The organism is Pseudomonas sp. LBUM1678, assembly GCF_059695575.1.
Genome location: NZ_CP166775.1, coordinates 5,154,777 through 5,174,581, shown reverse-complemented (window position 1 = coordinate 5,174,581; position 19,805 = coordinate 5,154,777). Strand labels below are relative to the sequence as shown.

20 protein-coding genes and 1 pseudogene are annotated in these 19,805 nt (G+C 58.7%); 13 read left to right on the top strand and 8 right to left on the bottom strand.

What is annotated here, in order from left to right; all coding sequences use genetic code 11:
• Positions 1 to 27: 27 nt before the first annotated feature.
• Positions 28 to 972, bottom strand: a complete 945-nt coding sequence (locus tag ACA070_RS23555; RefSeq protein ID WP_497448543.1) for an alpha/beta hydrolase — start codon at positions 970 to 972, stop codon at positions 28 to 30.
• Between the two features lie 235 nt (positions 973 to 1,207).
• On the opposite strand from ACA070_RS23555, the gene fadD2 reads away from it, so the two are divergent.
• Together fadD2 and fadD1 are read left to right on the top strand one after the other, a co-directional pair.
• The gene (gene fadD2 / locus ACA070_RS23550; protein ID WP_497448542.1) at positions 1,208 to 2,896 is read left to right on the top strand and encodes a long-chain-fatty-acid--CoA ligase FadD2; all 1,689 of its coding nucleotides are present in this window, start codon (positions 1,208 to 1,210) and stop codon (positions 2,894 to 2,896) included.
• Between the two features lie 399 nt (positions 2,897 to 3,295).
• A complete protein-coding gene (gene fadD1 / locus ACA070_RS23545) occupies positions 3,296 to 4,996 on the top strand; it encodes a long-chain-fatty-acid--CoA ligase FadD1 (protein ID WP_497448541.1) in 1,701 nt (566 codons plus the stop codon).
• Between the two features lie 202 nt (positions 4,997 to 5,198).
• Here the strand turns inward: fadD1 and ACA070_RS23540 are convergent, their stop codons facing one another.
• Entirely contained in the window at positions 5,199 to 5,576 is a 378-nt protein-coding gene (locus ACA070_RS23540; RefSeq protein WP_109634211.1) for a hypothetical protein, read from the bottom strand.
• 200 nt (positions 5,577 to 5,776) lie between these two features.
• On the opposite strand from ACA070_RS23540, the gene ACA070_RS23535 reads away from it, so the two are divergent.
• The 3 genes from ACA070_RS23535 (at position 5,777) to def (ending at position 7,633) form a co-directional block, all read left to right on the top strand.
• Entirely contained in the window at positions 5,777 to 5,968 is a 192-nt protein-coding gene (locus ACA070_RS23535; protein ID WP_462028357.1) for a CsbD family protein, read from the top strand.
• A 172-nt stretch (positions 5,969 to 6,140) separates the two neighbouring features.
• Positions 6,141 to 7,097 carry a YihY/virulence factor BrkB family protein gene (locus ACA070_RS23530; RefSeq protein WP_497448540.1) on the top strand — a complete coding sequence of 319 codons (957 nt, stop codon included), beginning with the start codon at positions 6,141 to 6,143 and terminating at the stop codon, positions 7,095 to 7,097.
• On the top strand, positions 7,094 to 7,633 hold the full coding sequence (gene def, locus ACA070_RS23525) for a peptide deformylase (RefSeq protein ID WP_497448539.1): 540 nt from the start codon (positions 7,094 to 7,096) through the stop codon (positions 7,631 to 7,633). The genes ACA070_RS23530 and def overlap by 4 nt, the downstream gene beginning before the upstream one ends.
• Positions 7,634 to 7,752: 119 nt before the next feature.
• Here the strand turns inward: def and ACA070_RS23520 are convergent, their stop codons facing one another.
• On the bottom strand, positions 7,753 to 8,178 hold the full coding sequence (locus tag ACA070_RS23520) for a GNAT family N-acetyltransferase (RefSeq protein WP_497448538.1): 426 nt from the start codon (positions 8,176 to 8,178) through the stop codon (positions 7,753 to 7,755).
• A gap of 328 nt (positions 8,179 to 8,506) precedes the next feature.
• On the opposite strand from ACA070_RS23520, the gene ACA070_RS23515 reads away from it, so the two are divergent.
• The 4 genes from ACA070_RS23515 to ACA070_RS23500 all read left to right on the top strand — a co-directional run bounded on the left by ACA070_RS23515 (position 8,507) and on the right by ACA070_RS23500 (position 12,123).
• A complete protein-coding gene (locus ACA070_RS23515) occupies positions 8,507 to 9,448 on the top strand; it encodes a fatty acid desaturase (RefSeq protein WP_497448537.1) in 942 nt (313 codons plus the stop codon).
• Between the two features lie 144 nt (positions 9,449 to 9,592).
• Positions 9,593 to 10,384: a phosphate/phosphite/phosphonate ABC transporter substrate-binding protein gene (locus ACA070_RS23510; protein ID WP_497452012.1), complete on the top strand. Its 792-nt coding sequence runs from the start codon at positions 9,593 to 9,595 to the stop codon at positions 10,382 to 10,384.
• 195 nt (positions 10,385 to 10,579) lie between these two features.
• Positions 10,580 to 11,113 carry a sigma-70 family RNA polymerase sigma factor gene (locus ACA070_RS23505; RefSeq protein ID WP_497448536.1) on the top strand — a complete coding sequence of 178 codons (534 nt, stop codon included), beginning with the start codon at positions 10,580 to 10,582 and terminating at the stop codon, positions 11,111 to 11,113.
• Positions 11,110 to 12,123: an ABC transporter substrate-binding protein gene (locus ACA070_RS23500; protein WP_497448535.1), complete on the top strand. Its 1,014-nt coding sequence runs from the start codon at positions 11,110 to 11,112 to the stop codon at positions 12,121 to 12,123. The genes ACA070_RS23505 and ACA070_RS23500 overlap by 4 nt, the downstream gene beginning before the upstream one ends.
• Before the next feature lie 144 nt (positions 12,124 to 12,267).
• On the opposite strand, the gene gstA is transcribed toward ACA070_RS23500, so the two are convergent.
• Positions 12,268 to 12,867, bottom strand: a complete 600-nt coding sequence (gene gstA, locus ACA070_RS23495; RefSeq protein WP_497448534.1) for a glutathione transferase GstA — start codon at positions 12,865 to 12,867, stop codon at positions 12,268 to 12,270.
• A gap of 99 nt (positions 12,868 to 12,966) precedes the next feature.
• On the opposite strand from gstA, the gene ACA070_RS23490 reads away from it, so the two are divergent.
• The 3 genes and pseudogenes from ACA070_RS23490 to ACA070_RS23480 all read left to right on the top strand — a co-directional run bounded on the left by ACA070_RS23490 (position 12,967) and on the right by ACA070_RS23480 (position 15,545).
• Positions 12,967 to 13,863 (top strand): LysR family transcriptional regulator, encoded by an 897-nt coding sequence (locus tag ACA070_RS23490; RefSeq protein WP_462028349.1) that lies wholly within the window; start codon positions 12,967 to 12,969, stop codon positions 13,861 to 13,863.
• A 362-nt stretch (positions 13,864 to 14,225) separates the two neighbouring features.
• Positions 14,226 to 14,954 (top strand): annotated as a pseudogene (locus ACA070_RS23485) (PAS domain-containing protein); the annotation flags it as partial.
• An 18-nt stretch (positions 14,955 to 14,972) separates the two neighbouring features.
• A complete protein-coding gene (locus ACA070_RS23480; RefSeq protein ID WP_497452011.1) occupies positions 14,973 to 15,545 on the top strand; it encodes a methyl-accepting chemotaxis protein in 573 nt (190 codons plus the stop codon).
• A gap of 174 nt (positions 15,546 to 15,719) precedes the next feature.
• On the opposite strand, the gene ACA070_RS23475 is transcribed toward ACA070_RS23480, so the two are convergent.
• The 3 genes from ACA070_RS23475 to ACA070_RS23465 all read right to left on the bottom strand — a co-directional run bounded on the left by ACA070_RS23475 (position 15,720) and on the right by ACA070_RS23465 (position 17,553).
• Positions 15,720 to 16,271 carry a hypothetical protein gene (locus ACA070_RS23475; RefSeq protein WP_497448533.1) on the bottom strand — a complete coding sequence of 184 codons (552 nt, stop codon included), beginning with the start codon at positions 16,269 to 16,271 and terminating at the stop codon, positions 15,720 to 15,722.
• Between the two features lie 161 nt (positions 16,272 to 16,432).
• On the bottom strand, positions 16,433 to 17,065 hold the full coding sequence (locus tag ACA070_RS23470) for a glutathione S-transferase family protein (RefSeq protein WP_497448532.1): 633 nt from the start codon (positions 17,063 to 17,065) through the stop codon (positions 16,433 to 16,435).
• A 56-nt stretch (positions 17,066 to 17,121) separates the two neighbouring features.
• Positions 17,122 to 17,553 carry a PACE efflux transporter gene (locus ACA070_RS23465; RefSeq protein ID WP_497448531.1) on the bottom strand — a complete coding sequence of 144 codons (432 nt, stop codon included), beginning with the start codon at positions 17,551 to 17,553 and terminating at the stop codon, positions 17,122 to 17,124.
• Positions 17,554 to 17,674: 121 nt separating this feature from the next.
• Here ACA070_RS23465 and ACA070_RS23460 point away from each other — a divergent pair, with 121 nt between their 5' ends.
• Positions 17,675 to 18,547 carry a LysR family transcriptional regulator gene (locus tag ACA070_RS23460; protein WP_497448530.1) on the top strand — a complete coding sequence of 291 codons (873 nt, stop codon included), beginning with the start codon at positions 17,675 to 17,677 and terminating at the stop codon, positions 18,545 to 18,547.
• Positions 18,548 to 18,629: 82 nt separating this feature from the next.
• On the opposite strand, the gene gntR is transcribed toward ACA070_RS23460, so the two are convergent.
• Entirely contained in the window at positions 18,630 to 19,661 is a 1,032-nt protein-coding gene (gene gntR / locus ACA070_RS23455) for an HTH-type transcriptional regulator GntR (protein WP_497448529.1), read from the bottom strand.
• Between the last annotated feature and the right edge of the window lie 144 nt (positions 19,662 to 19,805).

Below are 19,805 nucleotides of genomic sequence, written 5' to 3'. Positions count from 1 at the left end.
TGACGAATAAAAAATCCACAAAAAAAACTATTCCGATCTGGGTGGCCGGCGGTGGCTCAGCGCCTGGGCGATCCAGTTCAACACGTCATCGATCACTTCATCGCGGTTGCTTTCGTTGAACAGTTCATGCCGTGCCTGCGGGTAAATAGTCAGTTGCAGGTTCTGGCTGCCGGCCGCGCGCAGCGCATTGGCCAGATCATTCAGACGTTTGCCTTCGCTCACCGGATCACATTCACCGCCAATCACCAGCAACGGCAGGCCCGGATCAATCTGAGCGAGATTGGACGCTTTGCTGATTTGCTGCAAGCCGCCAAGCAAATCGATCCACAGCTGATTGGTGCAACGAAAGCCGCAGAGCGGGTCGTTGGCGTACAGATCGACTTCCGCAGGGTCACGACTGAGCCAGTCGAACCGTGTGCGCGCCGGTTGGAATTTTTTGTTGAACGAGCCGAACGACAGCCACTCGATCAGCGCGCTGCGGCCCTTGCGTCCTTGGCGCAGGCCTTCGAGCCGGGCGATTTGTCGCGCCGCGCGATAAAGAGCGATCGGCTGGAAGTTCGAACCGCTGAGTACCGCGCCATGCAGGCTGGCGCTGTGGTGCAGCAGATAGGCCTGGGCGATGTAGCTGCCCATGCTGTGACCGAGCAGCACGATCGGCATGCCGGGATGTTGCTGGCCGATGTGCTGGTTGAGGCTGGCCAGGTCGCCGACCACTTTGCACCAGCCATCGTCGTCGGCGAAATGGCCGAGTGTCCCGTTTTCGGCAGTTTTGCCATGTCCACGCAGGTCCGGCGCGTAGACGCCATAGCCCTGCGCGCAGAGTTTTTCCGCCAGGCGAGCGTAGCGACCGCTGTGTTCCGCCATGCCATGGGCCAGCAGGATCACGGCTTTTAAAGGTGGATCGGGCAGCCACTGGTTGACGTAGAGGCGGCTGCGGTCACTCGCGGTCAGCCAGAAAGTGTCGTGGATCATGGCGATTCCTTTGCATGGGCTGCCGGGTGGGAAAACAGCCTTGGTGCATTTTATAGCGCATCCTGCGCTTGCCGTCTGATCAGGCCACGCCGCTGCAGCAAGATTCACACGGTCAATGACGCCCGTGCGCATATTTGCCTGATTCGCCATAGCTGCTAGTGTCCGTGAAGCCCCGCCTTTTCAAAAGTGACAGAAAAAGCGGCCCGGATAGGCTCAGGTAAAGAGGACAAGAACAATGCAACCTGATTTCTGGAATGACAAACGCCCGGCCGGCGTGCCCCTGGATATTGACCTTGGGGCCTATAAGTCGGTGCTTGAGGTGTTCGAGCGTTCCTGCAAGAAATTCGCTGATCGCCCCGCGTTCAGCAACATGGGCGTGACCCTGACCTACGCCGAACTGGAACGCCACAGCCTGGCGTTCGCCGGTTACCTGCAAGCCCACACCGACCTGGTGCCGGGGGATCGCATTGCGGTGCAGATGCCCAATGTCCTGCATTACCCGATTGCCGTGTTCGGTGCCTTGCGCGCCGGGCTGATCGTGGTCAACACCAACCCGCTGTACACCACGCGGGAAATGCGTCATCAGTTCAAGGACTCCGGCGCCCGGGCGCTGGTGTACCTGAACGTGTTCGGGCAGAAGGTCCAGGAAGTGCTGCCCGACACCGATATCCAGTACCTGATCGAAGCGAAGATGGGCGACCTGATGCCCAGTGCCAAGGGCTGGCTGGTCAATACCATGGTCAGCAAGGTCAAGAAGATGGTCCCGGCGTATTCCTTGCCGCAGGCTATTTCCTTCAAGAGCGCGTTGCGTATGGGCCGGGGCCTGGGCATCAAGCCGCTGAAAGTCAGCCTCGACGACATCGCGGTGTTGCAATACACCGGCGGTACCACGGGCCTGGCCAAGGGCGCGATGCTGACCCACGGTAACCTGGTGGCGAACATGCAGCAGGCGCGGGCGTGCCTTGGGCAGTTCGGCAGCGACGGCCAGCCACTGCTGCGCGAAGGGCAGGAAGTGATGATCGCGCCGCTGCCGCTGTACCATATCTATGCGTTTACGGCGAACTGCATGTGCATGATGGTGACCGGCAACCACAACGTGCTGATCACCAATCCTCGCGACATCGGCGGCTTCATCAAGGAGCTGAAGAAGTGGCGGTTCTCGGCGTTGCTGGGGCTCAATACGCTGTTCGTCGCACTGATGGATCATCCGGACTTCAAGACCCTGGATTTCTCCAGCCTCAAACTCACCAACTCCGGCGGCACCGCGCTGGTCAAGGCCACCGCCGAGCGTTGGGAACAGCTCACCGGGTGCCGCATCACCGAAGGTTACGGCCTGACCGAAACTTCTCCGGTGGCCTGCACCAACCCGTACGGCGACAAATCGCGTATCGGCACGGTCGGCCTGCCGGTGCCGGGCACCACGCTGAAAGTAATCAACGATGAAGGCGTCGAGCAGCCATTGGGCGAACGCGGCGAACTCTGCATCAAGGGCCCGCAGATCATGAAGGGTTACTGGCAGAAACCGGACGCCACCGCCGAGGTGCTGGATGCCGAGGGCTGGTTCAAGTCCGGTGACATCGCGGTGATCGACCCGGACGGTTTCGTGCGCATCGTTGATCGCAAGAAAGACATGATCATCGTCTCGGGTTTCAACGTGTACCCGAACGAGATCGAAGACATCGTGATGGCTCACCCGAAGGTCGCCAACTGCGCGGTGATCGGCGTACCGGACGAGCGTTCGGGGGAAGCGGTGAAGTTGTTTGTGGTGGCCCGCGAATCGGGGGTCAGCCTTGAAGAGCTGAAGGCCTACTGCAAGGAAAACTTCACGGCGTACAAAGTGCCCAAGCACATTGTGTTGCGTGAGTCGTTGCCGATGACGCCAGTCGGGAAAATTCTGCGACGGGAACTGCGTGATATCGCATAGCCGCTGAATGGCCGCGCTTCGCACGGTTCGCGGGCAAGCCTCGCTCCTACAGGTTCGATGGTGTTCACAGTATTGGTGAACGACAAAAAACCTGTAGGAGCGAGCGGTGCGGCGATCCGACTTGCCCGCGAAGCTTTTAAGGGACGCGCCCGAATTACGGGGCTTTCAGGGCGGTATAGAATCTTTGCTCTAAAATGACTGCTAGCAATTCTTGAGTCACAATTGTGACCGTAGAGGCCGATTTTGGCTCTGGTCGACCCTTGGCAAAGCTGCTACTCTCGGCGCGCTTTGTGACTTCTCGGCCTTGTAAAAGCGCCAGACTCACCGGTAAAAAACACACACCAATAATAATCGCATCAAATGCGGTGAAGAATTCGCGTTGCTGAGGAGTGGGCTTCCATGAACGAAGACTTTTGGAAGGATAAGTACCCTGCCGGGATTGCTGCCGAGATCAATCCAGACGAGTATCCGAATATTCAGGCAGTGTTGAAACAATCCTGCCAGCGCTTCGCCGACAAACCGGCATTCAGCAACCTGGGCAAGACAATCACCTACGGTGAACTGTACGAATTGTCCGGTGCCTTTGCCGCTTACCTGCAACAGCATACCGACTTGCAGCCGGGCGATCGAATCGCCGTGCAACTGCCCAACGTGTTGCAGTACCCGGTCGCTGTGTTCGGTGCCATCCGCGCCGGGCTGATCGTGGTCAACACCAACCCGCTGTACACCGCGCGGGAAATGGAACACCAATTCAACGACTCCGGTGCCAAAGCCTTGGTCTGCCTGGCCAACATGGCGCATCTGGCCGAGACCGTCGTGCCGAAAACCGGCGTCAAGCACGTGATCGTCACCGAAGTGGCCGACCTGCTGCCACCGCTCAAGCGCCTGCTGGTCAACAGCGTCATCAAGTACGTGAAGAAGATGGTCCCGGCGTATCACCTGCCAAAGGCCATCAAGTTCAACGACGTGCTGAGCAAGGGCCACGGCCAGCCAGTGGCGGAAGCCAACCCGGCCAGCAGCGACGTTGCCGTGCTGCAATACACCGGCGGCACCACCGGCGTGGCCAAGGGCGCGATGCTGACCCATCGCAACCTCGTCGCGAACATGCTGCAGTGCAAGGCGCTGATGGGTTCCAACCTTAATGAAGGCTGCGAGATCCTGATCACGCCGCTGCCGCTGTACCACATCTATGCCTTCACCTTTCATTGCATGGCGATGATGCTGATCGGCAACCACAACATCCTGATCAGCAACCCGCGCGATTTGACGGCGATGGTCAAGGAACTGTCGAAGTGGAAGTTCAGCGGGTTCGTCGGCCTCAATACGTTGTTCGTAGCGCTGTGCAATAACGAAGGCTTCCGCAAGCTGGATTTCTCCGCACTGAAAGTCACCCTGTCCGGCGGCATGGCCCTGCAACTGGCTGCGGCCGAGCGCTGGAAAGCGGTCACCGGTTGCGCCATCTGCGAAGGTTACGGCATGACCGAAACCAGCCCGGTGGCCACGGTGAACCCGATTCAGCACATCCAGATCGGCACCATCGGTATTCCGGTTCCATCCACCGTGTGCAAAGTCATCGACGATGCCGGTGTTGAGCAGCCGTTGGGCGAAATCGGCGAACTGTGCGTGAAAGGTCCGCAAGTGATGAAGGGCTACTGGCAGCGCCAGGACGCCACCGATGAAATGCTCGACAGCGAAGGCTGGTTGAAGACCGGTGACATCGCGGTGATCCAGCCGGACGGCTACATGCGCATCGTCGATCGCAAGAAAGACATGATCCTGGTCTCCGGTTTCAACGTTTACCCGAACGAACTCGAAGATGTTCTGGCGACCCTGCCGGGCGTGCTGCAATGCGCGGCCATCGGTGTGCCGGACGAGAAGTCGGGCGAAGCAATCAAGATCTTCATCGTGGTCAAACCGGGCGTAACGTTGACCAAGGAGCAGGTGATGGAGCACATGCGTGCGAACGTGACCGGCTACAAGGTCCCGCGCTCCGTGGAGTTCCGCGATGCGCTGCCGACCACCAACGTCGGCAAGATCCTGCGCCGAGAGTTGCGCGACGAAGAGCTGAAAAAGCTCAACGCCAAGAAAGTCGGCGCGTAACCCACAAAAAGCCCCGCAGATGCGGGGCTTTCTGTTTATGGGGATGTGGGTGCCTTTGTGGCGAGGGAGCTTGCTCCCGCTCGGCTGCGCAGCAGTCGTCATCCAGTCGATGGAGATACACCAAAAATACCGCAGCGTTTGATTCGGGGCCGCTTCGCAGCCCAGCGGGAGCAAGCTCCCTCGCCACAGGGGATGTGCAAAGTTACAGGCGGAACGGCGCGAAATTGACGTTGGTGCCCGCCGGACGCATGTCTTGCAGGTACGAATCCTTGTCCGCGCTCAGTTCCAGGCTCAAGGCGGCTTTGCGCTTGCCTTCGTTGCGCACCACCAGGCCTTCAAGCTTCTCGCGCAGGAACACCGTCGGCACTTTCAGGTGCAACAGTTCGTCGGTGTCCGGCGTGTGCATCAGCAGGTGAACCCATTCGTACTGACCAATGGCCAGGCGCGCCACCGGGATATCGAACCACCAAATGTTGCGGTTGCGGTTCAGTTCGGTGAAATGGCAATTGTTGACGCCAAGCACAGCACCGCCGAGTTCCTGGTTTCTGCGGGCAATGGCCTGCTTTTTATCGAGTTTCATAACATTCCTACGGGATTGGATCTTCAGCGCCATGGCCTGAATACGTTGCGCATTCTCGGGGGTTGGCCGACAAACATAAAGCCTGATCTGCGCTGAGCGATGAAATGGGTGGCTGAAAATAAATGAAACTCCGTGCAAACGCCTCCGGTCAATCCTTGTGTAACGACTTTTTCCGTTGAATTGTTCACAGGAGAAACACCATGAGCAGCACTGGCGATAAAGTAAAAGGCATGGCCAACGAAGCAGCCGGCAACGTCAAGCAAGGCGTCGGCAAGGCCACTGACAACACCAAACTGCAAGCCGAAGGCAAAGTGCAGGAAAAGAAAGGCGAGGCCCAGCAAGCGGTCGGTAAAGCCAAGGACGCCATCAAGAAAGGCGTCGACAAGGCTTGAATCGGCCTTTGATGAGCAACAGGAACGGCCATCCACGGATGGCCGTTTTTGTGTCAGCCTGAACTTGCACCCGGAAATTGTTTCAAAGTCGCCAAGTAGGCTACTTTGATGTAGCAAACGGCCCCTGAGTCGCCTCGACTTCTACCCATTTTTGCGGCGAAAGGAGACGCTAATGATTTTCCCGGACATGAAAGGTCTGCCCATCCATCGCGTGATGGTGCGCACGGTCACCGAGTTCGTCGACGACGAGATGTCGACCTATGCCTCGGCGCTGGCCTATCAGATGTTGTTCTCGCTGTTCCCCTTCATCCTGTTCCTGATCGCGCTGATCGGTTTCCTGCACCTGCCGGACTTCTTTTCCTGGCTGCGCCTGCAATCCGAACTGGTCCTGCCGCCCCAGGCGCTGGAACAGGTGAACCCGGTGATCGACCAACTCCAGCAGTCCAAGGGTGGCTTGCTGTCGATTGGTATCGTGATTGCCCTGTGGACCGCGTCCGCTGGCGTGCGGCTGATGATGAGCGCGATGAACGCCGCCTACGACGTGGTCGAAGGCCGGCCCGCGTGGAAGCGCTTCCCGCTGTCGATTATCTACACGGTCGGCATTGCCGGCATGCTGCTGATCGCCGCCGCGCTGATGGTGCTCGGGCCGCAGTTGATGGGCTGGATTGCCGCGCAAGTCGGCATGGAAGACTTCATCGTGACCCTGTGGACCATCGTTCGCTGGCCGGTGGTGGTGATTTTGCTGATGGTTGCCGTGGCGCTGATTTATTACGTCATGCCCGACGTCAAACAGGAGTTTCGTTTTATCACCCCGGGCTCGGTGCTGGCGGTGGTGGTGTGGATCCTTGCCTCCGTGGGCTTCGGTCTGTACGTCAAGGAGTTCGCCAACTACAACGCCATGTATGGCAGTATCGGCGCGATCATCGTGTTGTTGCTCTACTTCTATATTTCCGCAGCGGTGTTGTTGCTGGGCGCGGAGATGAATGCGGTGATCGAGCACATGTCGACCGAAGGTAAAGACCCTGGCGAAAAGGTCCCCGGCGAGAACGACCACGAACACAAACAGCATGTTTCGGGACTGGGTCGGGATCACTCGATCAAGCCCACCACTGACGAAGTCATCAAATGATCCGTGAAATCCTGAAAATGGGCGATGAACGCCTGCTGCGTATTGCCCCGCCGGTCCCGGCTGAAATGTTCGACAGCCCAGAGCTGTGGCAACTGATCGACGACATGTTCCAGACCATGGAAAGCGTCGGCGGCGTTGGTTTGGCCGCGCCGCAGATCGGTGTCGATCTGCAACTGGTGATCTTTGGTTTCGAGCACAGCGAACGCTATCCGGATGCTGAAGCGGTGCCGCAGACCATTTTGATCAATCCGCTGATCACGCCGTTGAGTCCGGTGATGGAAGAGGGTTTTGAGGGGTGCCTGTCAGTGCCTGGCCTGCGTGGTGCGGTGGATCGGTATCAGCAGATTCGCTACGAAGGGGTCGACCCCAAGGGCCAGCCGATTGTGCGGATGGCCGAGGGATTCCACGCGCGGGTGGTGCAGCATGAATGCGATCACCTGATCGGCCGGCTGTACCCGTCGCGGATTACCGACTTCAGCAAATTCGGGTTTACCGAAGTGATGTTTCCGGATCTCGACCCCAACGCCGACGACTGATCCGAAAACACCACAACCTCCTGTGGGAGCGGGCCTGCTCGCGAAAGCAATTTGTCATTCAACATTGATGTCGTCTGACACTCCGATTTCGCGAGCAGGCTCGCTCCTACAGGGGGCCATCAGTCTGAAGTGTGTTGTTTAGCCAGGCCCATGGCGATCATCGGTTTGCTGCGGGCGTAACGGCCCAAGCGTTCGGTCATGGCGTAAGGCATGGGCGGGTCGAAGGAAAACCCCTGGCGTTCATAAAAACCGCGCAAGTCGGGATGGCAGAACAGCCAGACCGGTTGTTCGAGACCGCTCACCGCTGCGGCCATCAACGCCGCCGCGATGCCTTGTTGCCGACATGCCGGATCGACGAAAAGCCCCGTCAACCAATGCCCGCCCGAGACCGGCCGCAAACACAGCGCGCCAATGATCTCATCGCGCCTGGCGACCCACAGCTGAGCGTCGCGGACTGCTTTCATCGGCGATTGGTGGGCGCGATAAAACTTGTTCATCAACGGCCATAACGGCTCGGCGAGCAGGGTGTACTGGGTGTCGGGCATGGGTCGGGTCTGTCGGTGCGCAAAGCGGGTGATTATAAAAGAACGTGCGGCCGGGGATAGGTGTATACCTGATCTCACATCCCGTATGAGTGGAGTACGTATCATGGCCAAAGGCATGGATTCAAAGAAAGCGGCAAAGAAGAAACCGGCGAAAACCGCCGATGAAAAGCGCGCAGACAAGAAGGCCAAGAAGGTGGATGTGTTCGGTCACTGATCCCGCGTTAATCGATCATTCCCACGCAGAGCGTGGGAACGATCACCAAATAATCTGCAAGATTTCCCTGCGCCATTGCACAGAGGGGGACTGGTCCCCGATCTGAGCAACGCCATGCCCCATTACTTCGATGCTGCCCACCGAGAAGAAATCGAAACCCTGCGCCAACGCCTGACCGCTCGCACCGAGTGGCCGACCTGGCTGTTGCTGATCGGCGTGTACGTCGGCTGGTTCAGCATTGTGCTGACGAGTGATCGGTTGGGGCTTTGGTGGAGCACGTTGTTGCTGATTCCTCTGGTGGTGCTGTGGTTGTCGGTACAGCACGAACTGCTTCACGGGCATCCCACCCGTTGGACGTCGCTGAACAAAATCCTCGGCTACGCACCATTCGCCGTCTGGTATCCCTACACCTTGTATCGCGACAGCCATTTGCTGCACCACCGCGACGAAGACCTGACCCTCCCAGGTGTCGATCCGGAAAGCCGTTACCTGACGGCCGAGCAGTGGCAGGGCAGCTCGCTCTTCGAACAAGGCCTGCACTGGCTGAACAAAACCGTGCTCGGGCGTTTCATGTTCGGAGCGCCGCTGGCCCTGTTGGCACTGGCGAAGGAAGAACTGCAGCGGCTGCTTAACGGTGAACGGCAGGCGTGGTTGATGTGGCTGACCCACGGTGCGCTGACCCTGCTGATGCTGGTGTTCATCGCGCGCTACAGTGTGCTGCCGGTCTGGCATTACCTGCTGCTGATCAGCGTGCCGGCGCTTTCGATTGCCATGATTCGCTCCTACTATGAACACCGCCCGCACGCCGAACCCGAGCAACGCACCGTGCTTAACGAAGCGGCCTTGCCGTGGCGCTGGCTGTTCCTGAACCTCAATTTTCACCTGGTGCATCACGACTTGCCGGGCTTGCCCTGGTACGACTTGCCACGCGCCTACCACACGCGCCGCGAGCAATGGCTGGCGCGCAGCGGCGGGTTTCTGGTGCAGGGTTATGGGCAGTTGTGGCGGGAGAATGGAGTGAAGCCCATTGATAGCCCGCGGCATCCGTTCAACTGATTTTTTATGAGCAACACCTTACCCCTGTAGGAGTGAGCCTGCTCGCGATGGCGGTGGGTCAGTCACCATCAATGTTTACTGTCAGGGCCTCATCGCGAGCAGGCTCACTCCCACAGGGGATTTTCGTTTTTGGGGAGATTTTTGATAACTGAACACATAGCCGAACTCTTGATGTACGTCGCCCCCGAGCCGATCCACACGGCCAACGAGCGCTGGCTTTCGCGCATCCTCGAGCACCTGGGCCATGCCCGTTTGAGTGCCGAAGGCCTGTCGCTGCCCGAACTCTGGCTCTCGCCGGATTTGCTGCTGACCCAAACCTGCGGCTACCCGCTGATGACCGCATTGCGCGGCAAAGTCCGGGTCGTCGGCCGGCCTCGTTATGAACTCCCCGACAGCAACGGTGGCAACCATTGCAGCCTGCTGCTGAGCCGCACCGATGATCCACGGCGAACCTTGCCGGCCTTTCGCGACAGTCGCGGGGTAATCAATGGCGAAGACTCCAACAGCGGCATGAACCTGTTGCGGCATCGACTGGCGCCGCTGCATCGCGACGGACAGTTTTTTTCCACTGTCGCCATCAGCGGCAGCCACCGCGAGAGCCTGCGCTGGCTGCGTGAAGAGCGTGCAGACCTTGCGGCCATCGACAGTGTGACCTTCGCCTATCTGGCGCGGCATGCCGACAGAGAGGTCGCGGGTCTGCGCGTCGTGGCCCGCAGTGCGTTCAGTCCGACCTTGCCATTCATAACGGCCGCGACGCTGACCGATGAACAGGTTGAAGCGCTTCGACAGGCGATGAACACCTCATTGCATGAGTTGCCCGATGTCGCGGAAATCCTCGGCCTGCACGAAGTGCTGCCGGCTACCGAGGCCGACTATCAAGTCATTCTCGAATACCAGCAAGAGGCCGAAGCGTTGGGGTATGGGCGATTGCGGTAGTTGGCGTGAAGAGATCGCAGCCTCGTTTCACTCTGTAGCAGCTGTCGAGTGAAACGAGGCTGCGATCTTTCAATACATAATTCACAAAAGGAATATAAAAATACTTTTTAAGTATTATTAAAGAATAAGGCTCCTTGCTAGGATCGCGCCACCGGATCACCGGACATTCAGCGACCCCTAACCCTTGGAGCCTCTATGTCCGGCACCGACATCACCCATCGCAACAACGTGGGCGGATTGTTCCGCGCTCATTACCCCTGGCTGTGCGCACGCTTGCGCCGGCACTCGAGGGCCGGTTTCAACGTCGAAGACATTGCCGCCGAAACCTTCATGCAATTGCTCGAATCCCCAGGCCTGACGCCGATCCGCGAGCCTCGCGCCTTGCTCACCACCATCGCTCACCGGTTGATTTATCAGCTATGGCGCCGTCGTGATCTGGAGCATCAACACCTCGATCAGTTGCAACTCATAGATCCGCCGCATGTGAAGTCGCCCGAGGAACTGGTGCAACTGAACCAGGCATTACAGAGCCTCGACCAGACGCTTGGGCGCTTGCCGGGCAAGGTCAGGGCGACCTTCCTGCTGTCTCGCCTCGACGGCCTGACCTACTCGCAAATCGCCGCCGAGCTGGGCATTTCCCAGCGTTCGGTCAGCGTCTACATGACCCGCTCCCAAGCACTGTGCGCCCAGCACAGCGCCAACCAACCCCTGACCCAGAGGTCCGCATGAGATCAATCAAAACCCTGCTTGGCAGTTCGCTGCTGGCCCTGAGCCTTGTGGCTACCCAGGTTCCGGCCGCCGAAAAAACCGCGCCGATTCACTTCGGTGACATCACCTGGGAGAGTGGAAGCCTGATCACCGAAATCCTGCGACTGATCGTCGAGAAGGGTTACGGCTACCCGACCGACACCTTGCCCGGCAGCACCGTCAGCCTCGAAGCGGCGCTGGCCAAGAACGACATTCAGGTGATCGGCGAAGAGTGGGCCGGGCGCAGTCCGGCGTGGGTCAAGGCGTCAGCCGAGGGCAAGGTGTTTGGTTTGGGCGATACGGTCAAAGGCGCCACCGAGGGTTGGTGGGTGCCCGAATACGTGATCAAGGGCGACCCGGAGCGCGGCACCAAACCGTTGGCCCCGGAGCTGAAATCCGTTGCCGACCTGGCCCGCTACAAGGACGTGTTCCGTGATCCGGAAGACCCAAGCCGCGGACGTTTCCTCAACAGCCCGACCGGCTGGACCTCGGAGATCGTCAACAGCCAGAAACTCAAGGCCTATGACCTGACCGCCAGCTACGTCAATTTCCGCACCGGCTCCGGCGCGGCGCTGGATGCCGAGGTCGCTTCATCGATCCGCCGTGGCAAACCGGTGCTGTTTTACTACTGGTCGCCAACACCGTTGCTGGGCCGATTCAAACTGGTGAAGCTCGATGAGCCGCCGTTCGATGCCAAAGCCTGGAAGACCCTGGCCGATGCCAATAACCCGCACCCCAAAGGCACGCGCTCGATGCCGGCAAGCCTGGCGATTGGCGTGTCCGCGCCGTTCAAGGCGCAGTACCCGGACCTGGTGGCGTTCTTTGAAAAGGTCGATTTTCCGATCGACTTGCTGAACCAGACGCTGGGGCAGATGAGCGAAAAACGCCAGCAACCGCGTCAGGTCGCCGAAGCGTTTTTGCGCGATCAGCCAGCAATCTGGAAAGCCTGGGTGCCGGGGGAAGTGGCGACCAAGGTGAGTGCGAGTTTGTAGTTTTTGCCTGATGATTTTGCGGTGTATGAACTACCGCATTCGCGAGCAGGCTCGCTCCTACATTGGATCTCGGGGGGTACACAAATACTGTGTCCGCTGAGGATCCCCCTGTAGGAGCGAGCCTGCTCGCGATGGTCTCAAGGCTTACACCGTCTCAGCAGCCAACGCCGCCTTAATGGCTGGCCTCTGGTCAACCCGCGCCTGAAACCGCTCCAACGCCGGCCACCGGCCCAGATCAATCGCAAACAGCGGCGCCCAACGCAACACCGTAAACAAATACGCATCTACAACGCTGAACTTGCCCATCAAATAATCCTGGCGCTCCAGCGTCTGGCTCAGCACCGCCAACCGCTTGAACAGCTTCTCTTTGATCTGCTCCTTCACCTCATCCGCAAACTGCGAATTGAACAGCCAACCCAACCCTCCATGAATCTCCGTCGAGACGAAATTCAGCCACTCCTGCAGCCGTACCCGTTCGAACGTCCCGTTCGCCGGTGCAAGGTTCGACTCGGGTCGCAGATCCGCCAGGTATTGCAGAACTGCCGGTCCTTCAGTCAGCACCTCGCCGTTATCCAATTGCAAGGCAGCGACATAACCTTTTGGGTTGATCGCAAGGAAGTCAGCGCCGGTCTCGGTTTTCTTGGTCCTGTTATCGACACGTTCCAACTCGAAGGGCAGATCCAGTTCACGCAGCACAATGTGCGGCGCCAGCGAGCAGGCATTCGGGGCGTAATACAACTTCATCGGCAGGGCTCTGGTGAGGGATTTGCGCCAGTGTCATAGTGCGCGGCACCCTCGGTAAAATTAATCTTTCAGAGCGCTGCCATAAGGAAAGCTACTGCCATGATGAATCTGATGCACTGGCGAATGGTGGTGGCGGTGGCGGACACCGGCAACATTACCCGGGCCGCCGAGCGCGTCGGCATGACCCAGTCCGGTGCCAGCCAGGCCTTGGCGTTGATCGAGGACACCCTCGGCGTTCAGCTGTTCAGCCGGGAGAATCGCCAGACTCTGCCGACGGCAATCGGCCTGCCGGTGATCGAGCAGGCGCGCATGATGCTCGGTGCCCTGGAAAACATTCGCAGCACCGTCGATGCCGCCAGAGACATCCAGCGCGGGACTATCCGTCTCGCCAGTTTCCCTATGGTGCTGGCGACTTTTCTCCCGCCGCTCTTGCGCCGGTTCAATCGCCTGTATCCCGGCATCCAGGTGGTGGCGCTGGAGGTTAGCGACGATGAAGTGGAAACCCTGCTCGCGGCCGGGCTGGTCGATGTCGGCGTGGTGTTGAACCCGGCGCCCGAGCGCAATGCGGGACGACTGGGGCGCGATGCGTGGATGGCGGTGCTGCCCGGCGGTCATCCGCTGGCCCGTCGTTCGAACGAGGAGGGCGTGACCCTTGCGGAGTTGGCCGAACAGCCTTTTGTGCTGGCGACGGGCGGCTGCTCGACCAACGCTCGAAGCCTCGCCGCCGATGCCGGTTTGCAGTTGAGTGATGTGCGGGTGGAGGTCCGTGAATGGAGCAGCGCGTTTACGCTGGTGCGCGAAAACATCGGTGTCACCCTGGTGCCGGAAATGACCTTGCCGGGTAATCGCCAAGGCCTGCGCGTGGTGCCCGTGCACCCGCGAATCCATCGCGAGTTCGCCCTGGTGGCCGCACCCGATAAAAAAACCTCGGCAGCGGTGCGGGCATTGCTGGATATGCTCGCTGAACCGATTTTGTCCTCAATACTGGCCGACTAGTGGCCTTGCGTCCCTGAAGTGGCTGTCTAAGCTGACTCGTAGCTAATCATGTCGCTCGCCATATGAAGAGGGCGTAGCAAGAGTGTGCAACCCAAGGCACCGACACGGAGCAATAAAGGAGCTGGTCAGCAAAGGGAGTTACTTATAAAAACGTTAGGGCAAGCCCGGACCCGGGCTATCAAGAGAAGGATGTCTTGATAAGAGCGTTGCTGCATGGACTCTCCGATTGAACATCATTGATCACCTGACAATTCCTCCTCTGGAGGAACGCGTGTGCCTGTTCCATAGAACGATGTGGTGGATCCGTTGAAAGACCAAAGAACTTTCATCAATCAAAAAAACGCGCTGAAGGTGATACGACCATGTTTAACCTACATCACAAGGCTGATTTGCTGGAAATCCAACGATTCAGTTGTGCGCTGACCGAGGCCAACGCCAAGTTGGCGGCTGTCAGCCGATCGATGGCGATGATCGAGTTCTCGCCGGAAGGCATCGTGCTTGAAGCCAACGACAACTTTTGCAATGTCATGGGTTACAGCGCCGATGAAGTGCGCGGCAAACATCACCGAATCTTTTGCGAAGAAGCGTTTTACCGCAGTGAGGAATACGCAAAGTTATGGCGGGACCTGGCCCGTGGCGAACCGGTCAGCGGCACCTTTTTACGGCTGGACAAGCAAGGCAAAGAGATTTGGCTCGAAGCCAGTTACATGCCGGTGTTTGGTGCAGATCGCCAGGTTAAAAGCGTGATCAAAGTTGCCTCGGACATCTCCGCGCGCATTTATCAGGAGCACGAAAACGATAGCCTGCTTGCCGCGATCGGCCGTTCCATGGCCGTGATCGAATTCACTCCCGACGGCAAAGTCATCACCGCCAACGAAAACTTCCTGAAGACGATGCATTACTCGCTCAACGAAGTGGTGGGTCAGCACCACAGCCTGTTTTGCCACCGCGCCGAAGCCGAGTCGCAGCCTTACAAAGCGTTCTGGGCTTCACTCAATCGCGGCGAATATCACTCCCATCGTTTCGAACGCAAAGACAAACACGGCCATACCGTATTCCTCGAAGCCTCCTACAACCCATTGTTCGACGCCAAGGGCCGGCTGTACAAAGTGGTGAAGTTTGCCAGCGACATCACCCAGCAAGTGACCACTTTGCAAACCGCTGCGGAATCGGCTCACAGCACCTCGGTGCAAAACGATGCCTGTGCGCAGAAAGGATCTCAGGTGGTGCAGCAAACGGTGCAAATCATTCAGGACATTTCCCGGGACTTGAACGAAGCCGCGCACAGTATCGATGCGGTCAGCAAACAGTCCGACATCATCGGCACCATCGTCCAGACCATCCGCGGCATTGCTGACCAGACCAACTTGCTGGCGCTCAACGCAGCCATCGAAGCCGCGCGGGCGGGTGAACACGGGCGAGGGTTTGCCGTGGTGGCCGATGAAGTGCGCAGCCTCGCGGCACGCACTAGCCAGGCGACGCTGGAGATTGTCGACGTGGTGCGCAAGAACCACGATCTGTCGTTGAGTGCGGTGTCGAGCATGCAGTCGAGCTTGAGCCGAACCGGACTCGGGGTGGAACTGGCGAACGAGGCGGGGGAGGTGATCCTTGAGATTCAGCAAGGGTCGCGGCATGTGGTGGATGCGATCAGTCAGTTCAGCGAGACGTTGCAACTAAACTGACTAATCACGCCGGCCCTGTGTAGCAATTGGCGCAGCCTGCGTCCGGCTGCGAAGCAGTCGTAAATCCTACTTACGCGGTACACCTGACACACCGCGAGTTCCGATTTTACGACTGCTTCGCAGCCGAACGCAGGCTTCGCCAGCTGCTACATAAGAAGCGTTGTTGCAGCGCGATTAAAGCGAGGCGAGGAACTTGTCGACCACCTGGCTGCTGCCTTTCTCACTGCTTCCGTTTTCTTTCTCGGCCTGCGCCAGTTTGATCTTGTCCTCCATGCGCTCGGCGATCTCTTTAGCGATCGCCTGTTGTTTTTCCGGCGGCATTTGCTCGACTTCTTCTTTCGTCAAACCCATCTCTTCCAGAATGGATTCCTGGATGCGCTGTTCCGGCGTTTTGCTCATGTATTCCTTGAAGGCGTCCCCGGCCGGGCTGTCACTGGACCTGAATTGGCCATCGGCGGGCAGTTTGAATGACTCGGCTGTTTGCAATGCCACGCGGGTTTTCGCGAACGCTTCATCAACGTTGTCGCTGATCTTGCTCGCCTCACTGACTTGTTGCGTGGCTTGCTGGGTCGCGGATGCCTGGACCTGCGCCTGCACATTGGTTTGCAGAGCTTGCATCATCGAGCCCTGAAGGTCGCTTCCGGCCGAGGCTTCGGCGAGCGCATCCTTGCCCCACCGCTTGGGCAAGGGAAAATTTTGCAGGTGTTGTTTTGCACTGACCAACATGATGAGTAGACCTTGTAGGTGGTTGTGGTGCAGTGCTTTCAGCAAATAGTATGCCTATATAAAAAATACTCGATATATCAGTTAGTTATGCTATTTAAGCCAGGTGGAGATGAAGGTTTTGCGGTTAACCTTTGCCGCCTGGCGGCAAGCAAGGCATGGCGTCAAGGCAAGCCGTTGCAGCCATGTTTGAGGAAGCCCGAGCGTTGTGCCAGCCGTTGAAAATACTCGTCGATGGCCGGGTAGTCGGGCCGCTCCATCGGCGTCATCAGCCAGCGGTTGACTGACAGCCCGATGACAATGTCGGCCAGGGTGAAGCGTGGTCCGGCGACGTAAGCTTTAGTGGTCGCGAGCTGATGCTCGAGGATGCCCATCTTCTGGTTCCAGGTGCGTACACCGGCGGCAATGTGATGCGGGTCCTGGAACTCCGGATCCTTGCGGACCAACGCCGTGAATGCATAACTCCATGAGGCATTGAGTTCGGTGGCTTGCCAATCCATCCACTGCTCGACCCGGGCACGTGCCGCCGGATCGTGGGGTAACAGATCGGTGTTTTGGTGTTTGCCGGCCAGATAACGGCAGATCGTGTTGGACTCCCACAGCACGCCGGCCTCGTCGATGATCACCGGCACCAGCGCGTTAGGATTGAGCCGGAGAAACTCCGGCGTGTGGGTGGACGCATAACCGCCGCCCCAGTCCTCACGTTCGTAGGCAACAGCCAGTTCCTCACAGGTCCACAAGACCTTTCTGACGTTGATGGATGACGCTTTACCCAGGATTTTCAGTGCATGTTCCATTGAGCTACTCCGTTAGCGATTCGACGCTTCAGGAATCTGACAGACCTGCGCGGTTTTTAAACCGGATCCGGCAGTGCCGAGGCCGGCAACCCAAAGGTGCGATCAAACAGCCAGTTGAACGCGAAGGTGTAGCACGGGATGAAAATGATCAGCGCCAAGTCCAGCAGGAAAGCCTGCACCAGGCTGATGTTCATCCACCAGGCGATCAGCGGGATGAGAAACACTATCAAGGTTAGTTGAAATCCCACGGCATGGGCGATGCGCCGTTTAACGGTGCGCGTGCGCGATGGCTGGCGGCGCTCCCAACGCTCGAACAGCGTGGTGTAGATGAAATTCCAGGTCACTGCGATTGTGGTGATGATCACTGCCAACGGGCCAGTGCTGCCTGGTGAAGTGCCGGACAGCAGCGCCAGGCCCAGCGCCGAGAAGGTCATGCCGATGACTTCGTACAGCGACACGTAGACCAGTTTGCGTTTAATGCCTTGCATGGGGATTTGCCTCTTTCTCGCGAACTTGAAGCCAGGAGCACTGGCGAAGGCGACGAAAGATAGCTTCAATGGACCTGACAGAAAAAGTCAGTAGCTTTCAGTTTTATTGATAGGACGATGGATGAATTTCAACAGCGACAGCATCGAGTTGTTTCTTGCCGTGATCGAGCGCGGCTCGTTTTCCGCGGCGGCTCGTGCGTTGGGTAAGGTGCCGTCGGCGGTGAGCATGGGCATTGCCAACCTCGAAGCCGAACTCGGTTATCCGTTGTTTGATCGCAGCCATCGCGAACCGGTACCGACGGCGATGGCCAGTGCTTTGGTGCCGCACGCGCGCTTGATCGCCGAACAGCTCAAGCAGCTGCAAGTGCATGCGGTCGAACTGTCGCTGGGGCTGGAAAGCAAGTTGTCGATTGGCGTCGTGGCGGACATCGACAAACGCCGTTTGCTGGCCGCGATCAAGGTCATCGCCGAGCGTCATCCGCTGTTGGAAATAGAAATACTCAGCGCGCCGCAGGACGATGTGCTGGCGATGCTGCACAGCGGTCGCGTCAGCGTTTGCCTGGCGTTCGCCGGGTTGAGCATGAACGTGCTGGAGCGTTTCCAGTTTGTCGGCAACGAGCGGATGATCGCCACGCTCGCGGCGGACAATCCGTTGTTTCAGGGCAAGGATTTGTTTCTGGAGGATCTGGTTCACGTACGGCAAATCATCGTTGCCAGCCGTGACCTGCCGATCAGCGAAACCCGGCCCTTGGTCGCCGAATCCTATTGGCGCACCGACACCCTGGCCATGGCGCTGGAGATGGTCGAAGCCGGCCTGGGCTGGGGCAACTTTCCGTTGTCCGTGGTGCAGCCGTTGCTCGACGCTGGAAGGCTGAAGCGGCTGAGTTTCAGGAACATCGAGAACGGTTTGGTGCTGCCGGTACACGCAGTGTGGCTCAAGAGCCAGCCGTTGCAGAAAGCGGCGTTGGCGTTCGTCGAGTTGATGGGACGCTGATGCCTGCGGTAACCCACTGTGGGAGCGGGCTTGCTCGCGAAGGCGCAGTGACTGACACCTTCAATTTCCGCGGGAAGGCGGATCAGGTACTCTCGCGCACCTTCAACTCAAACCCCATGTCCTGCACCGGTTTGGCCACCGCATTCCCGGCCAGCAACGTCAACATCAACTCCGCCGAACGCCGGCCAATCGCCTCGCGCGGGGTGCTGATGCTGCTCAAGCGCGGCACCATGTGCGCCGAGGCCGGCAGGTCGTTGAAACCGAGGATCGCCACACGTTCGGGGATTTTGATCCCGCAACGCATGGCTTCAAGCAGTGCGCCCTGAGCCAGGTCGTCGTTGCCGAAGAAGATCGCATCGACATCGGGATGACTGGCCAGCAGTTGCAGAAACAGTTCGCCACCCAGGCCGACGGACGACGCCCGTGGCGTCAGCACTTCCAGAGCAGGGTCATACAAACCGGCCTTTTGCAGGGCTTTGCGGAAGCCTTCGCCACGCAGCAAGGTGCGTTGATCCAGTTGCGCGCCGATGTAGGCCAGGCGTTTACGCCCACGGGACAGCAAGTGCTGCGCCGCCGTCTCCCCTGCAGCGAGTTGCGAAAAACCCACGCAATTCAGCCCGGCCGCGCTGTCCAGTTCCATCATGTACACGCACGGAATGTTGCTCGCCTCGATCATCCGACGCGAACTTTCCGTGCGGTCGAAACCGGTCAGCAGCAAACCGCGGGGCTGATAGGCCATGTAATTGCGCAGCAGGTTTTCTTCTTCATCTCGCGAGTAATGGAAGTTGCCGATGAGCACTTCGAAGCCCTTGGGGCGCAAAACCTGATGAATGGCTTCCAGCGTATCGATGAACAGCAGGTTGGACAGCGACGGCACCAGAACCACTACTGAATGGCTCTGGGCCGAGGCTAATGCACGGGCGGCAGGGTTGACCACGTAGTTCAGTTCAAGGGCGGCTTTCTGCACTTTTTCCACCAGTTCGGTGGCCACCGTGCTGACGCCGCGCAAGGCGCGGGAAGCGGTGATCGGGCTGACACCGGCCAGGCGTGCCACTTCGTTCAGAGTAGGGCGGCCAGTGGTGCGCGTATTTTTATCGTTTTTAGGGGAGATCATCGGACGGCTTGCCAAACAAAATTCGAGGCACTAAGGTAGCGCTGTCTCGATGCAGCTGCAAATGCGTGAGCGGGGTTTGCCTGATCCCCGTTTTTTGGCGTTGGGAACGAACATGCTGCAACCCACAAAAATGACAAGAAGGCG

What these genes read in the sequence shown, in the direction of transcription:
- ACA070_RS23530 (WP_497448540.1), top strand. Translation starts at nt 6,141, where the DNA reads ATGATTTTCCCGGACATGAAAGGTCTGCCCATCCATCGCGTGATGGTG.
- fadD1 (WP_497448541.1), top strand. Translation starts at nt 3,296, where the DNA reads ATGAACGAAGACTTTTGGAAGGATAAGTACCCTGCCGGGATTGCTGCC.
- ACA070_RS23475 (WP_497448533.1), bottom strand. Translation starts at nt 16,271, where the DNA reads ATGTTGGTCAGTGCAAAACAACACCTGCAAAATTTTCCCTTGCCCAAG.
- gstA (WP_497448534.1), bottom strand. Translation starts at nt 12,867, where the DNA reads ATGAAGTTGTATTACGCCCCGAATGCCTGCTCGCTGGCGCCGCACATT.
- ACA070_RS23490 (WP_462028349.1), top strand. Translation starts at nt 12,967, where the DNA reads ATGATGAATCTGATGCACTGGCGAATGGTGGTGGCGGTGGCGGACACC.
- ACA070_RS23465 (WP_497448531.1), bottom strand. Translation starts at nt 17,553, where the DNA reads ATGCAAGGCATTAAACGCAAACTGGTCTACGTGTCGCTGTACGAAGTC.
- fadD2 (WP_497448542.1), top strand. Translation starts at nt 1,208, where the DNA reads ATGCAACCTGATTTCTGGAATGACAAACGCCCGGCCGGCGTGCCCCTG.
- gntR (WP_497448529.1), bottom strand. Translation starts at nt 19,661, where the DNA reads ATGATCTCCCCTAAAAACGATAAAAATACGCGCACCACTGGCCGCCCT.
- ACA070_RS23460 (WP_497448530.1), top strand. Translation starts at nt 17,675, where the DNA reads ATGAATTTCAACAGCGACAGCATCGAGTTGTTTCTTGCCGTGATCGAG.
- ACA070_RS23520 (WP_497448538.1), bottom strand. Translation starts at nt 8,178, where the DNA reads ATGCCCGACACCCAGTACACCCTGCTCGCCGAGCCGTTATGGCCGTTG.
- def (WP_497448539.1), top strand. Translation starts at nt 7,094, where the DNA reads ATGATCCGTGAAATCCTGAAAATGGGCGATGAACGCCTGCTGCGTATT.
- ACA070_RS23470 (WP_497448532.1), bottom strand. Translation starts at nt 17,065, where the DNA reads ATGGAACATGCACTGAAAATCCTGGGTAAAGCGTCATCCATCAACGTC.
- ACA070_RS23500 (WP_497448535.1), top strand. Translation starts at nt 11,110, where the DNA reads ATGAGATCAATCAAAACCCTGCTTGGCAGTTCGCTGCTGGCCCTGAGC.
- ACA070_RS23515 (WP_497448537.1), top strand. Translation starts at nt 8,507, where the DNA reads ATGCCCCATTACTTCGATGCTGCCCACCGAGAAGAAATCGAAACCCTG.
- ACA070_RS23535 (WP_462028357.1), top strand. Translation starts at nt 5,777, where the DNA reads ATGAGCAGCACTGGCGATAAAGTAAAAGGCATGGCCAACGAAGCAGCC.
- ACA070_RS23505 (WP_497448536.1), top strand. Translation starts at nt 10,580, where the DNA reads ATGTCCGGCACCGACATCACCCATCGCAACAACGTGGGCGGATTGTTC.
- ACA070_RS23555 (WP_497448543.1), bottom strand. Translation starts at nt 972, where the DNA reads ATGATCCACGACACTTTCTGGCTGACCGCGAGTGACCGCAGCCGCCTC.
- ACA070_RS23540 (WP_109634211.1), bottom strand. Translation starts at nt 5,576, where the DNA reads ATGAAACTCGATAAAAAGCAGGCCATTGCCCGCAGAAACCAGGAACTC.